We start from the raw sequence: 15,158 nt of genomic DNA, 5'->3' as shown, positions 1-15,158 counted from the left end.
ATGAGATTGATTTTACAGAACTACTCTAGAATTAAAAACCATTGCAAAGGGTTTATCTTAACCTGTAACGATTGTACGTATGCATTGTGAATAGTACAAGTTATATAGAATCACTGTGATTTTCATTACGTAGTCGGTATTTAATATAGTACAAGTTATATAGAATCACTGTGATTTTCATTACGTAGTCGGTATTTAATCTGGAACACTGAGAGGAGATCAGGCCCTGCCTAATAAAATAAATAGGGCTACTTTGTACTTTTCATGCTCAGACCCGCCTTCTTTGTTATCTCTTTAATATTTTTCCGGCTCGATTGATATTCGTTTTATCAATACCCTGAGCATATGAAAGTAAATGAATTACACCATTTTTCAGATCAATGATCATACCTATGGCTGTTATTATTGAATTAGAACAGACAATGGTAACAGGCTGATCAGTTCGAGCAAAGGAGCAATGAGGAAAGATAGTGATATCTTTGGTAGTAATTGTAGTTTCTACTTTCGTTTCTTGAAGCAGCTTATGAATTTTGACATGGCCCCATAAATAAATCCATTCAATTGCATTTTGACTTTTACCATGATCAGCGCTAATGACCCAAGGCACATGTTGAGAAGTGTAAATGAAGTAATGAGGCATAGTAAAATGAGAAGAATTTTTATAGATGAAGTGCACAACACATGGGGAAACTAAATGACTATACAAATCACCTTTGTCATTATACTGATAGTAATTGACCTTATACATAATAGCATTTGGTCGACGGTCTAGTTGTGGCCTTTGGAGTTTTTCGTGACAAGGAAAATTACATAATATGAGTAGTATAGTAAGGCAAGTAAGAATAATTAAAATCAAGCCAAATCCAAAATTTTTATTCACAGTAGACTAAATTGGGGGTATAATCAAATCACAGACTTCCCGGACAGCTCCTTCCCCACCGCATTTTTTTGTGCTCCAATGTGCTGATGAGAGAACTAAGGGTACCGCATTCGCAACCGCAATCGCCACACCTACCCTTTGCATTACGGGTAAATCAGGCAGGTCATCTCCCACATAAGCAACTTCCTTTTGATTCAGTTTCAATTGCAAAAGCAGTTTCTCATAAGGAATACACTTATCGTGCTCACCTTGAAAGACGTGAGAAATTCCCAACTCGTTTGCTCGTTGAAAAACAGCTTCTTGATTTTCTCGACTGCTTATAATTGCTATTTCAACACCTGCTTGTAGTAAGCGTTTGATTCCAAGTCCGTCTTGGGCATGAAAGATTTTTAATATCTCTCCATCAGCGCTATACCAAAGTCGACCATCTGTAAGCACTCCATCTACATCAAGTATCAAGAGCTTAATTTGGCGAAATTTATTGAGTAATATTTCTTTCATATGAATCTAAATGATTCCTGCGCGTAAAAGATCATGCATATGAATGACGCCAAGAGGATGTTGTTCTTCATCTGTAACAACAAGCGAAGTGATTTTATGTTCGTGCATGACTTTGAGTGCTTCAGTTGCTAAAAGTTTTGGACGGATAGTAACCCCGTTTGACATAACTTCCTTGATTGGTATCTGATGAATATTGTAACCTTTATCTATTGCCCGACGCAGATCACCATCTGTAAAAACTCCCACTAAAAGACCGTTATTATCAATAACAGTGGTCATTCCCAAGCTTTTTTTGGTAATTTCAACCAAAGCTTCATCTAACATACAATCTAACTTTACTGAAGGCATATGTTCTCTGGTATACATAAGTTTATCTATATGAAGCAAAAGACGTCTTCCTAAGGAACCTCCAGGATGAATTCGAGCAAAATCGTCTGTCGTGAAACCGCGAGTTTCAAGAAGTGTAATTGCTAAAGCATCTCCCATAACCAGCATTGCCGTGGTGCTCGAAGTAGGTGCCAAACCTAGAGGACAAGCTTCTTGCTGGACACTTACGTCGATAACAATATCAGAAATGCGGGCTAAACTGGATTGAAGTTTTCCAGTGAAAGCAATAAGAGAGATCCCTAATCTTTTGATTATAGGTAAAATATTAATAATTTCAGAGGTTTCACCTGAATAAGAAATCGCAAGGGTAATATCTTCTGCAGTAATCATACCAATATCCCCATGACTAGCTTCTCCTGGATGAACATAAAATGAAGGCGTGCCTGTACTAGTGAGAGTGGCTGCAATTTTTCGAGCAATGTGACCTGATTTGCCAATTCCTAAGACAACCATTCGTCCTTTACAAGCTAGGATAGTCTTGCATGCTGTAGCAAAAGCTTCGTTAATACGCTCTTGTAAGGATTGGATTGCTCGCAATTCCTTAGCAATGACGGCTTTTCCAAGCGTGTAAAATTTCTCACTCTCGCTCATAAAAATACTAATGAATCACTATATGAGTTCCTGGTATTATAAGGCAAGGTTATAATGTGGTCACTATGAGCTTTTTTTGCGCAGAATTTAAGTGATTCAAGACAGAATAATCTCATCTTTAACAAAATAAATTCCAAGATAGCTCGTAAAAAAGTAACAACAATTATAGATCATAGGGTCGAGCATCAGTAAGTAAAACAACTTTATTGCGATTATAATGACATGATTCGAGATTTAGTTTTAATGAGATTAGAGTCAGTAGGATTATGTGGGGCTGTTCCTCTCTTCGTCAATCAGTTATCCGAAAGTATAATTCGATGAGCCTTAAATTAAGTGATTTATTAGATCCTGCATTGATACTATATGATGCACCTTTTTCGGGTCAAGCTCCGATTAACCGTAGTATTTTGTCAAAATTAATTCATGAATTCCTTAGGTACATAACTAGTATCCTTGTCTCACGTGATTTTATGGAAGTAACTACCATCGCAGATTATATTGATATAATTGCGGGCGGAAAAATTATCGGCAGTGGAGCTCTACAAATAATGAAAACCACGCAAGACTCTCAAATATAAAAATTTGTGAGCGGTTTTTCAGATGGCCCAGTTCAATTTCGTTATTCTGCATTCAACTATCGATAGGACTTATTGTTGTGATTATCCAAATTCAATTTTTGAGTCGCTTTAGGCTTTGAATATTGTCAGTAGTATCGGACAATCTGGATTTTTTTATTGCAAGTGATTTTGCAGCGCCCTCGTTGGTTAAGAATTTGGCCGTTAACTCGCTATTTAATTATATTATTTGGGATGTATTATCTTTAATTATTATTTTGTCGTCCGCTTTATTCATTGATATGGTTTTTTTCTCTACAAGACTATCTTGTTTCACTAAAATGTAGTGACTTGCAAGAATTAGGACTATTATTAGCTTTAATCATCATTCGAGCATTAGGTCCAGTTATCATAGCTTTATTGTTTGTCGGTCGATCTGATCGGCTTTAACAACTGAGATTGAACTTATGTAGACTACTAATTAACAATTGGAGTATGGAAACAATGAGAGTAGATCCGCTTTGACGCCCGATTACACCACGATTTTGGACGGGGTTATGTGTGCTTCACCACTTTTGACACTTTTATTTAATCTGACAGCTATTTATAGTAGCTATATAGTAGCTCTTAATTAACTTGGGCTGAGTAATAATGTTTTTTGGTCGAATATGGCAAGCAACTGCAAGTTTTTTTTGGGGATATTTTAAATAGTGTGATTTAAGAGCATAGTTTTCTCACTGATTGTTACTTGGATTGCAGTTTATCAAGGATATGATTTGAAATCTAATGCTGTTAGAATAAGTCGAGCAACAATAAAAACAGTAGTTTATTTGTCCATGATAGTGTTAGCTTTAGATTTTATTTTAATAGTTTTATGACTGACGGGGAGTTTGAATACTTGAATGATTGAATGTATAGCTAGCCTCTTTGTGATATCTGGGTTTTTTGCATTAATAATTTTAGGATTTAAATTGAGTGGACTAAGATCTCTTGGAAATTGTATTAAATAGAAATAATTTTCGAGCTTTAGTTGTCATGCAACTTAATGAAAAGATAAATAATTTACCTTCTGATACATCGGCGACAATATCAACTAAGGATTGTTAGGGGAAAATTGTATTGAATTAACGCCAGGCTTTGGATCTGTAAATTTAAAAAATGATGATTGGATCAAAACTACTCATTCTGCACTAATCTTGAAAAATTTAATTGGCTAATTTATCTATAAAATCTTAAAAATAAACCTTTTTAATTTTTTAATTTAAGGAATTTACTGTGATTTTTTTAAAAAAATTAATTAAAAATATTAAGTTAATAAAAAATATTATTTTCATTGTTTTGGTATTCTATCGCGATTTTACTTCAGCTAAAAAATAATCCGCAATTAAATCAGTCAGATTGTTAATCAACAATTAATTCTTTACATTGATGTGGATCGAGTATCTGGATCTGTTATCGGACGCTATTATTAGCAAAAGACTACTATTAAGCAACGAAAATTGTTTATTCGGGAATTTAAAAAATTGATTGTTTCAATTTATTCAATAGTATTCATTACTTATGATGAGGATCAAATTAAGTTTTATCCAGCTCGATCTGAAACAACTAATCAAAAGGAGGTGATTGTAGAAAGTATTATTATTGATCAGAATGAGTGGCAAGTTTCTAATTAGCTATAATTTAGTTAACGATAGAGGCCAATGGAAGATCTACGATTTCAGTATTGAGGGAGTTAGTTTAATACAAAGTTATCACTCCCAATTTTCAGAAGTGCTTGCTCAGAAAGGGCTAGTCATCTTACTGGAACTTGATTACCCATAAATCGGAGATTTCAATGACGTCAAATGTATTTAAGGTTAACAGTGCAATCAATTTTGAAATAGAATTGGCTTTACGGAAAATTAGTGATCACTGGATCCAAAAAGAGGAAAATATTCTCCTCGTTGATTTTCAATCTGTAGATCAATGTAATATAGTGCTGGGTTGACTATTATGACACATGGTTACACCATGTAAAAAGACTTAATAAATCCATATAATTTGTTAAGGTCCTCCATTCATTGCGTGTAATCTCTGCCATTTATGGAATGACAGAGATTCTAGGGATTGAATAACTATGGAAAAATTAATTATTATGGGCGGTATACCTTTAAACGGGGCTATTCGGATATCGGGAGCAAAAAATACTGTCTTACCAATTTTAGCAGCCACGCTATTAATTGAAGAGCCAATTACTTTAAGTAATATTCCCTATCTCAACGATGTGACTACTATGCTTGAGTTATTAAGCCGGATGGGGGCAAAAATTACTATTGATAAACAGATGAGTGTTGAAGTGAATTGTTCGGCTATTCAGAATGTGCATGCTTCTTATGAATTAGTAAAAACGATGCGTGCATCCATTCTTGTTCTAGGACCTTTATTAGCTCGATTTGGAGAAGCAGAAATCTCTTTGCCCGGAGGATGTGCCATTGGCTCTCGACCTGTAGATGTTCATATTGATGGGATGCAGGTGTTGGGTGCTAATGTAGAGTTATCGAATGGCTTTATTCGAGCCAGTGTAGATGGACGTTTAAAAGGTACAAAATTGAATTTAGGAAAAATTACAGTGACGGGAACAGAAAATCTTATTATGGCAGCAAGCTTAGCGGAAGGCCAAACTATTATCTATAACGCAGCTTGCGAGCCAGAAGTTCAAGATCTGGCCAATTTTTTAAATAAAATGGGCGCGCATATTTCAGGAGCTGGAACAGATACCATCACTATTGATGGTATTGATCGTTTATCTGGAGGATGTTATCACATTCTACCTGATCGAATTGAAGCAGGAACTTACTTAGTTGCTACAGCAATGACCCGAGGTCATATCAGAATTAAAGATGTCCTACCAAAAACCTTAGGAATTATCTTAGAAAAGCTACATGAGGCAGGTGCAAGGATTAAAATTGGTGACGATTGGGTAGATCTTGATATGGAAGAGCAAAGACCTAAAGCAGTCGATATTACTACGGCTCCTTATCCTGGAATGCCAACCGATATGCAGGCCCAATTTATGTCACTTAATGTGATTGCAAAAGGTAATGCTGTTATAACAGAAACTGTTTTTGAAAATCGATTTATGCACGTAGATGAACTGCGACGAATGGGAGCTAATATTAAAGTGCAAGGCAGAAAAGCTTTTATCAGCGGAAAAGAAAAATTAACAGGCGCTTCTGTTATAGCGACAGATTTACGTGCTTCAGCTGGTTTAGTTTTAGCTGGTCTTACGGCACAAGGCAATACTGTAGTAGATCAAATTTATCATATTGATCGAGGTTACGAATGTATCGAAGAAAAGCTAGCACAATTGGGAGCAGAAATTCGTCGCGTTTCTTTCCATGTATATAAGACTAAATGTGTTGCTACTCGAAGAGACAAGCTATAGTAATTTTTACTGAAGGTGGGATTTTCCCAGAAAAAATCACATCACTTTTGATTAATTTCCTCATCTATGCTCAAGTACGGACGAGTGTCTTTGTTACGTAATGAGCATTTCAAATCACTTGCTAAGTTAGTTTCTATCCTAAAGGCTGAAATTAGTACAAGCATCTTTAAGGTGAATGAAAAATTGGAAATCCTGGTGATCTGATTGCACATAAGCTGACATATTAGTAAAAAATATCGAAGAAGATGATAATCTTCATCTCTTATCAGTAATTAACAATTGGTTGGCATTTTTCAGCTTCAATAGAATTTTGATGGTGTTATTTATGCTAAGCGATATGTTAGTAACTATGAAGATACGATCTTTAATCCAAACTGTTACTGCCTAATTTTTCTTCCTCTGATGTTCTTAACACGAATAAGATGAACATCATTATTTTAACAATGATGTTATTGAAATTTATTGACTATAATGAAGTTTAGTTTTAGCAGTAATGGAGTAATGAATAGAAATTCCTTTAATTTTACTGACGGAAAGTTTAATATTGCTTTTTTGAAACGGCTGCTTAAATATATCTTTAATGCTTAATATTAGTACCACCATTGTTAAAATCTAACTAAATACGGAGTATGCTGATTAGTGCTGTAACCCTCTATTTACAGTATTTTGGTGTTTATCCGATTTGATTAAAACATTGTTTCAAAATAATCTTGGATATTTTTGACCCTTTGATTTAGTGTGATGATAAGTTAGTTCAAAAATTCATTGCTCGTGTTATGACGCCACTCACTTTGAAAATGGATGTTGTTGTCCAACTCCAGAACAGATGTGAACAGATTGTTCGACTTTATCACATATTTGATTAGTTAACTGACCTAAGGATTGGATTCAGATTTTAATCTGAATTAAATAGAATTTTCGCCTTTGAAAGCTTTGGAATATGATATTATCGTTCTTTTAACCGCTACTACTTTCCCTCACACAATAATGGAATGGTGATTTGAATCAATTAATTTTATGTTAGCGCCTGTACGCTCTGTGGAATAAGTAGTCATCATTGATAATGTTTTTTTAAATTTTGGAAAAAACAGGTGTGGCAACAAGTTCAGGACCGTTTGCTTAAATAGAGATTTTAGAGAAATTCATTGAATAATGTTCATTTTTCTATTGTTACTATCTCAACGATAATAATTTAGTCGTCTTTTTTAATCCTTCAATAATGCTTAACTTTCTGTAAAGATGCATGTCTATTTACTGGTACTGGAAAAGTCTTATCGTTTTTAACGAAAACTTAATAACCATTGTAGGCTTACAAAATTTGAAAAATTCTTAAGGTTTTTAAAACCGTATCAAATTTCTCTATTGATTTATCGGAATAAAAGCAACATATTGATTTTAGCTTTAAGATTTTTTCCGAAAAAAGTCTAGATAAATAGTGCCTAGTTAATCTAATTTTATTTACTGAGTAAGTCAGCTTGCTAACTTAGCAAAGTATAAATTGATGTTCATTCATGCTGATTAACCAACGTTACGAATTTTATCCAGGGTTCACACAATTGCTTAAGATAAATTTTCTATCTTTAAAAAGCGGACTTGTTACTATGAAGGCACGTTAAAATTATATCATTGCAATAGATTATTTGATTATTTTTTAAAGAGTTTGCTTTATTTCTATATATAACTTTGTTGTTATAGAGTGTGTTTGTCTTACAAAATTAAGCTTTGTTTTTACGCATTTTTAAATCTTGTTGAAATAAAAACTGACTTAATTCTAAGTCTACAACTACGGGCTAAATTATCTTATTATTTTCGGTTATCTAATTAATAATGGAGCTGACTTTAACGAATGTACTTCGAATGAAAGCTATTTTGATAACCTAATCTCATCATTTTAGGCTTAATGTCTGGTCTGATTATTAATCGTCAAGTATTTGTTTTCGTAGCTGTGAACTGGCAATATCTCCTGCCACTCCATTCTAATGATTGGGCATAAAGGTTTCACATGTTCTTTCACCAATTGTTGCTGCCGCGTTTTGTTTGAATCACTAAAAATAATTGCCCGGAACCTCGCACTACTTTTAGTAGTAATTGTTTAGGTTTTTTCTCTGCAATTCTGATTAATTCATTTACTGTAGAAGTTACTTGTCCATTAGCACTCAAAATAATATCTCCAGGCTGTAAACCAGCCAATGCACCCTCACTATCATCATTGATGCCAGTGACTAAAACACTGTTTAAAAACGTACCGTCTGGTTCGAGGTCGCTAAATTTCTGCAAACGCATGCCCAACAGGAAAGGAATCTTATGTTCGATGAACATCTCTTTAGGATTATTAGCCACTGTGGCGGTCAATCTTTTGACCTTATGATTACGCAGAATGATTAAATGAACGGTCGTTCCAGGACGTACTAATCCTAGTATATTATGTAATTGTTCAGACGTATGAATAGTGCTCTGATTAATAGATTCAATAATATCTTCTACTTGAAGACCAGCTTTCTCAGCAGGACTACCAGGAACGACTTTAGTTACTAGAGCACCGTCGGTATTTTTTAGATTCAGGGCATCAGCTAGTACAGGAGTAATATTTTGGGCGCTCACACCTAATATACCATGTTCCACTGTTCCATATTTAGTCAATTGTTCGACTACACTTTTGACCATATTACTTGGAATGGCGAAGCTAATACCAACATTTCCAGCAGAAGGTGTGATAATCGCCGTATTGATACCAACTAATTGACCTTGTAGATTAATCAGCGCTCCACCTGAATTTCCAGGATTAATTGGGGCATCTGTTTGAATAAAACTTTGAAAATTATTGATACAAGGTTCTTGACGATCTAAAGCACTGACGATACCAGCAGTAACTGTTTGAGTTAAGCCGAAGGGACTACCGATTGATATCACAAAATCTCCTACTTTTAGTTTGTTAGAATTACCAAAAGGTAGTTGAGTCAAATGTTTTGCATTAATTTGAATCACAGATAGATCAAATCCTTCATCTTTTCCCACAATTTTAGCTCGGTAGCGACGACCATCTTTAAGGGTTACTAACATAATTTTTTGGTCTTTAATTACGTGAGCATTTGTAACAATATAACCCTTTTGAGCGTCGATAATAACACCTGATCCAACACCGGGAACTTTCATAAATATTGGATCTTGCTCGGTTTCTGGTTGAAATGGATCAACTGGGTTTGAAATAAATTTTTCTATAGCAATACTGACGACACCAGGGATGGTGTTACTCAACATAGACGAAAGGCTGGTCAATACTTTTCCATTGATGTCAGAAGCTAAATGTGCATAACCGCTATAAGAAAGAAGAAAAAGTGCCATGACAATTCCACAAAGAATAACTCTTAATGCATTTTTCATACTTACCACTTTTTTTAGGATAGGAAATTTCAATAGGCACATGAGTTTATCTCCTTCTGAAGAATTAATCCATATAAATCGTTTCCGTCCAGTTAGGTTCAGTTAATTTGCTATTTTTATTTAAACAATAGGAATAAAAAAAAGATTACTGTCAAAAATAAGTATGAAATTAACTTTCGTAAATACGATTGATATCAAAGTTATATGAGATTAAAGATAGCTAGTCAGTTAATATGTTAAAATAAGCAGTTAACGCAGGATACAGGACTTTTGGTAATCGATAACACGTAAAATCGAAACCCTTTCTTTAATCAAAGCTCAAGAGAGCTAATGAAACAGGCACAAACCAAATTAAAAAATTGTCAAGCAGAGTTTAAATGACATTAAAGTACAATTTATCCTAATGATACTTAAAATAAATGAATAACGGTAACTTTCAATCTCTGATATTTATGATTTAAAAAAGTAAGAAATCAACCGATAGAACGATACAAAGTCGTCTAGCGAAGGCAGTAAGTAGAATCGACTATACTGAGGAAATTAAGAAAAGTTTAATTAAGAGAAATGATTTAGTTTTTACGAATTAATTAAGCCATATGAAATAGAATATAATTAGAAATATAAGAAATTGATCAATTTTTTTCCGATTAGCTTGAATGATTATGAGGCTATTTTTACACGAGTAGCTAAGTTAGTTGCCTGTCTGGTATAACTAGTGGCAGCGCTAATCAGAAAATATAAAGTTAGTTGACATGAGTATTATCTTCTCCTAAAGATTTTAGTAAATTTAGAATATCCTTAGGTAATGGGGCATGCCACTCCATCATTTTCTGAGTTAAAGGATGAGATAGGTGCAAAGTAGCTGCATGAAGAGCTTGACGGTGAAAAGATTTTAGAGCGATTTTAAGTGAATTTGAAAGAAAAGTAGGAGTATTGATATGGTTGCCATAAACTGGATCTCCAACAAGAGGATGATGAATGTGAGCCATATGAACGCGGATTTGATGTGTGCGACCAGTTTCTAACCGAATGCGGATATGTGTGTGTGCCCGATAGCGCTGAAGAACGTAAAAATGGGTGATTGCTTCTCGAGCATTTTCAACAATAGCCATACGAGTACGACATGTCGGATGACGCCCTATGGGAGCGTTGATTGTGCGACCGGAAGTTAACACACCTTTTGCAATAGCTTCATATTCTCGAATAATTTTATGCGCTTTTATAGCTTTGGTTAGTATATGGTAGGATATTAAATTACGAGCAACTACCAGAAGTCCTGAAGTGTTTTTATCCAATCGATGAATGATTCCTGCGCGAGGTAGGATGGTAAGTTGTGGATCGTGATGGAAGAGGGCATTGATCAGTGTGAAGTGAGGCATACCAGCACCAGGATGAACTGTAAGCCCAGCTGGTTTATTAATAACAAGTAACATTTCGTCTTCGTAAAGTATGTTTAAAGGCAGTGCTTGAGCAACCCATCGTTTACTTGGTTCAAGATAAGCGGTTATTTCAACCGATTGATTGACTTGCACTTTTTCACGGGTGAATATCTTTTTAGTACCATTGATGCGAACATGTCCAGCTCGAATCCAATTTTGTAGTTGCGAGCGAGAATAATCTAGAAACAATTTAGCCAGAGCTTGATCCAAACGTGTCCCTGCTAATTTGGCTGGGATAATACCCTTTAAAGAAATTTTTTGGGAATTCATAGGAAGATGATATCAGATTCTACATCCTTTATCTTAACTAACTACTCTCTATGTTTTAAAATCTTAGATAAATGGGCAAGAGAGATAAAAACCACAATTTCGTTCTAGAATTAGTTGTTCTATAATAATTATATCTTAAAATAATGATCAGTAGAAAAAAACTCATGAAAAAGTTGTTTTTTATTTTTATTTTTCTCTATTTCTGCATTTTAACTGGTTGTGCAGGAAAATACGTCGATCTTTATATCGATCCTTATCAAGTATATCGTGGAAAAACTTCAACCGAATTATTTACAGCTGGTGAAAGAGCTCTAACGAAAAAAAATTATGCAGAAGCTATTAAAAATTTTGAAGCGTTAGATGTTATTTATCCCTTTGACTTTTATACTCAACAAGCTCAGCTTGATATAATTTATGCCTATTACAAAAGTAGAGATATTGCTTCGGCAAATGTTGCAGCCGATCGTTATGTTTGTCTTTATCCACGAGGTCATTATGCGGATTATGCTTATTACATGCGAGGGATTATTAATTTTGGCTCAGAATTATCTTGGATACAAAAATTAGTGGGCGTAAATCCTGCCTCTCTTGATATAAGCATTTTGCAACAATCCTATAAGGCTTTTGCTACTCTTATAGACGTGTTTCCTAAAAGTCCTTATGCTCCTGATGCGCTGATGCGTATGAAACATATCCAAAATTTAATAGCGCAACGCGAAATTATGATTGCCCAATTTTATCTGAAACGACATGCTTATGTAGCGGCCGCTAACCATGCTACCTATGTAGTACAAAATTTTCAAGATTCACCAGAAGAGGTAACTCAAGGTTTTATAATTATGGTTCAAGCTTACCGTGCATTAGATCTGCCAAAAATGGCAGATTCCAGCTATCGGTTATTTAAAATTAGTTATCCAAATTCACCTAAGCTTCAAAAATTACGTGGTTAAATTTTTTGATAAATTTAAGATAGTTTGGACAATCTTGGTATTCAAAAAGAAAGCACTTACCTTAATATTCTTTTTTAGTTTTGTTCAAAGATAAAATGTCATGCTAATCGTAACGTATTGTGGCTGAGTGCTTATATTTTATACTTGCTTCACATAAAAATAGTGCTAATTTCTGGTAGTCATTTTATCGGGTGCTCAAAATGCTTTTTTATGCTTTGATTATGTCTGATCTTTAATAAAATTTTTAAACTTTCCACCGAATCATCACTTATGCCATCGTGTGGTTCTTCCCATAAAAAGAATAGCAAAAGAGGATAGTATTTGCACAAATTTGCTTCTAATGCTAAGTTTTGTAAAACTTAGGCACGTATAGGCACGTAGCTCAGCGGTAGAGTACCACCTTGACATGGTGGGGGTCGTTGGTTCGATACCAATCGTGCCTACCAGATTAGTTAGTCTTTCCTATCTTGATAATAACAGAAATGTAATCTGGTTTTTTTTCTACGAGTATATAAGAATATTATGGTGAAATCCTATACAATTCTGATCAAATACCCTTATTAAAATAGAAAGAATTTTCTTATATTTGTTGTATTTAAAAAAGCTTCATGTAACTAGATCCTGACCACCTACAAGTAATTCCATATAGTTGTTAAGTTTTGCATTTTCTTTTAGTATCGACATTTCTTTAAAATGTCTTATCCTGAAGTTATAGCAAGTAGACCCGTACAACACCCCCACCCTAAATAGGGTTTTAAAATAGAGTTTTAGAGCATTCTTCATTTTCTTCATCTAATTAGATGATTTAATTAATTTTAATTAATTAAAATTAATATAGGTTTTTCACAGTCATTAGCACAAGACATGCTTGTATTCGAGATAGAATGATAAATTTTTAGAACGAGATCAAGTTACTTTCATACAAAATTTCTTTTTTAAATGGCATTGTATATTGGATTTATATAAAAGATGGTAATTTTTTATAGAGAGATCATATTAAAATTTAATTGATACATTTATAAAAGATGTATATAAGGATTATAGCAAAGAATTCATTAGCATCGTGAAGTAGAAAACTTCATTAATATTTTTACAGATTTTTAAATTTTATTAAAGATGCATGGAAAGTATTAAAGATTAAGCTATATTTCTTTTAGTAATCAGAAACTGAAAGTTATAGAGTTGATAGATGATATTTTTTAGTATTGGTTCCATTAGCTTTTTAGAATCCCAAAATGGTTTAATAACAAATAAACTTTCCTTTATAGAAAGAGAAATATGAGTCCTTTAGCATGTTAGTATTTTTAATCTAATTGAGTTCTCATATGCCTCTCTTTATAGGCGCGATATTGATCAAAAAAGCGATTGACTGTAATCGCCTTTTGCTTTGATAGAAGTGCATGTTCATTAATTTTGGAAAAGGATTGAATTTCAACGAGGCTGTTGGTTTGAAATATTTCAGTAGCCTTTAAAAGGTCTTCTGGATATAAAGTTTTCTCTATTATGGGATTTCCTATTTGAATAGCAATTTTGATGATTATACCTCGCGTAATGCCTGATAAAATGCCGTCCTCAACTCGAGGAGTGAATATTTTTTGGTTAATTACAGTGAATAAATTTCCAATACTTGTTTCAGTGACGGCACCTTTTGTATTAAGCATTAAACCTTCCTGATACCCTACTTTTATAGCTTGTTGCCTGGCCAATATAAATTCTAAACAACTTAACGTCTTTAATCGACTTAAAAAAGAGAATTCATTTCGTTTAATATTTGTAATGTATAGAGTAGGAGTAGATGAAGACGTTGAGTTAGATGGATTATAAGGTGTAATTGTGATCATTAAAGTAGGGGATGGATTAAGAGGTATCTGAATGCCTCTTTGGGAAATACCACGAGTCAAGGTGATGCGAAGGGAAGCTGTTTTTGGGAATGAATTAACTTCTAATAGTCGTTTACATCGGTTTTTAAGTTCAAATAACGAAAATTTAAAAGGAATTTCTAATTTTAAAGCAGATGTCATAAGACGATAGTAATGTTCCTGAAAGAACAGAAAATGTCCATTTTCAACTTTAATAGTTTCAAATAAACCATCCCCTAATAAAAATCCTCGATCATTACTATGAATGATTGGAGAATTTGTTGCGACAATATTATTGTTTACTAGGATTTTCATAAGTTATTTTGATGAAATTACTAAGTAATTGTAGTCCTTGATCTGTCAAAATAGATTCTGGATGAAATTGTACACCGAATATAGGGTAAACTCGATGACAAATTGCCATAATCTCGCCTTCTCGGCTTTCTGCTGTAATTTCGAAACAATTAGGTAACGTGTCTTTATTGATGATAAGTGAATGATATCGGCCTGCAAAAAAAGGATTAGGGATTTTGAAAAAGAAAGATTGTTGATTGTGATAAATCTGACTGGCTTTTCCATGCATGGGATAATGAGCACGGCATATCTGTGCGCCAAAGGTATACCCGATGGCTTGGTGTCCCAGACATACTCCTAAAAGTGGGATCTGATGTGAAAAGTTTTTGATAATATCGATTGAAATGCCTGTTTGATCTGGTGTCCCGGGGCCAGGAGAAATCACAATGTGAGAAGGCTTAAGTGCTTCTACTTCAGAAAGGGTGATTTTATCATGACGACATATTAATATTGAATGACCTAATATCTCAAAATATCGTCCCAGATTATAAATGAAGGAATCATAATTGTCGATAAGCAAAATCATAACTGAAAAATATTTTACATAATATGATAGGAAAAATATATT

At 33.9% G+C, this 15,158-nt stretch carries 13 protein-coding genes and 1 tRNA gene; 7 read left to right on the top strand and 7 right to left on the bottom strand.

Annotated features, from left to right (window positions below):
• Window positions 1–286: 286 nt before the first annotated feature.
• The 3 genes from lptC to ONG85_RS00105 are packed head-to-tail and all read right to left on the bottom strand — an operon-like array spanning window position 287 to window position 2,359.
• Window positions 287–880 carry an LPS export ABC transporter periplasmic protein LptC gene (gene lptC, locus ONG85_RS00115; protein ID WP_264435568.1) on the bottom strand — a complete coding sequence of 198 codons (594 nt, stop codon included), beginning with the start codon at window positions 878–880 and terminating at the stop codon, window positions 287–289.
• A gap of 6 nt (window positions 881–886) precedes the next feature.
• Window positions 887–1,381 carry a KdsC family phosphatase gene (locus ONG85_RS00110; protein WP_264435567.1) on the bottom strand — a complete coding sequence of 165 codons (495 nt, stop codon included), beginning with the start codon at window positions 1,379–1,381 and terminating at the stop codon, window positions 887–889.
• A 6-nt stretch (window positions 1,382–1,387) separates the two neighbouring features.
• A complete protein-coding gene (locus tag ONG85_RS00105; RefSeq protein WP_264435566.1) occupies window positions 1,388–2,359 on the bottom strand; it encodes a KpsF/GutQ family sugar-phosphate isomerase in 972 nt (323 codons plus the stop codon).
• Window positions 2,360–2,676: 317 nt separating this feature from the next.
• On the opposite strand from ONG85_RS00105, the gene ONG85_RS00100 reads away from it, so the two are divergent.
• The 5 genes from ONG85_RS00100 (at window position 2,677) to murA (ending at window position 6,337) form a co-directional block, all read left to right on the top strand.
• Window positions 2,677–2,937: an ATP-binding cassette domain-containing protein gene (locus ONG85_RS00100; protein WP_264435565.1), complete on the top strand. Its 261-nt coding sequence runs from the start codon at window positions 2,677–2,679 to the stop codon at window positions 2,935–2,937.
• Between the two features lie 701 nt (window positions 2,938–3,638).
• Window positions 3,639–3,791, top strand: a complete 153-nt coding sequence (locus ONG85_RS03520; RefSeq protein WP_406566729.1) for an ABC transporter permease — start codon at window positions 3,639–3,641, stop codon at window positions 3,789–3,791.
• A 606-nt stretch (window positions 3,792–4,397) separates the two neighbouring features.
• A complete protein-coding gene (locus ONG85_RS03515; RefSeq protein WP_406566728.1) occupies window positions 4,398–4,586 on the top strand; it encodes an ABC transporter substrate-binding protein in 189 nt (62 codons plus the stop codon).
• Window positions 4,564–4,734, top strand: coding sequence for a Tgt2/MlaC family protein (locus tag ONG85_RS03510; protein ID WP_406566709.1), 171 nt, complete (start codon window positions 4,564–4,566; stop codon window positions 4,732–4,734). Before ONG85_RS03515 ends, ONG85_RS03510 begins: the two co-directional genes overlap by 23 nt.
• 295 nt (window positions 4,735–5,029) lie before the next feature.
• Window positions 5,030–6,337, top strand: a complete 1,308-nt coding sequence (gene murA, locus ONG85_RS00095; RefSeq protein WP_264435564.1) for a UDP-N-acetylglucosamine 1-carboxyvinyltransferase — start codon at window positions 5,030–5,032, stop codon at window positions 6,335–6,337.
• A gap of 2,010 nt (window positions 6,338–8,347) precedes the next feature.
• On the opposite strand, the gene ONG85_RS00090 is transcribed toward murA, so the two are convergent.
• Entirely contained in the window at window positions 8,348–9,679 is a 1,332-nt protein-coding gene (locus ONG85_RS00090) for a Do family serine endopeptidase (protein ID WP_264435563.1), read from the bottom strand.
• A gap of 782 nt (window positions 9,680–10,461) precedes the next feature.
• Entirely contained in the window at window positions 10,462–11,427 is a 966-nt protein-coding gene (gene rluD, locus ONG85_RS00085; RefSeq protein WP_264435562.1) for a 23S rRNA pseudouridine(1911/1915/1917) synthase RluD, read from the bottom strand.
• 164 nt (window positions 11,428–11,591) lie between these two features.
• Between rluD and ONG85_RS00080 the strand changes: the two genes are divergently transcribed.
• Together ONG85_RS00080 and ONG85_RS00075 are read left to right on the top strand one after the other, a co-directional pair.
• Window positions 11,592–12,377, top strand: coding sequence for an outer membrane protein assembly factor BamD (locus ONG85_RS00080; RefSeq protein ID WP_264435560.1), 786 nt, complete (start codon window positions 11,592–11,594; stop codon window positions 12,375–12,377).
• A 371-nt stretch (window positions 12,378–12,748) separates the two neighbouring features.
• Window positions 12,749–12,823 (top strand) — tRNA-Val (locus ONG85_RS00075).
• A gap of 858 nt (window positions 12,824–13,681) precedes the next feature.
• Here ONG85_RS00075 and ONG85_RS00070 read toward each other — a convergent pair.
• Both ONG85_RS00070 and ONG85_RS00065 read right to left on the bottom strand, forming a co-directional pair.
• Window positions 13,682–14,551 carry an aminotransferase class IV gene (locus ONG85_RS00070; protein ID WP_264435559.1) on the bottom strand — a complete coding sequence of 290 codons (870 nt, stop codon included), beginning with the start codon at window positions 14,549–14,551 and terminating at the stop codon, window positions 13,682–13,684.
• Window positions 14,529–15,116, bottom strand: a complete 588-nt coding sequence (locus ONG85_RS00065; protein ID WP_264435558.1) for an anthranilate synthase component II — start codon at window positions 15,114–15,116, stop codon at window positions 14,529–14,531. The genes ONG85_RS00070 and ONG85_RS00065 overlap by 23 nt, the downstream gene beginning before the upstream one ends.
• Window positions 15,117–15,158: the final 42 nt, after the last annotated feature.

Origin of the sequence: Coxiella endosymbiont of Dermacentor marginatus (genome assembly GCF_907164955.1) — a bacterium.
Classification (GTDB): domain Bacteria; phylum Pseudomonadota; class Gammaproteobacteria; order Coxiellales; family Coxiellaceae; genus Coxiella.
Note: the sequence above shows the minus strand (reverse complement) of the source record. Positions and strands in the feature narration are given on the sequence as shown.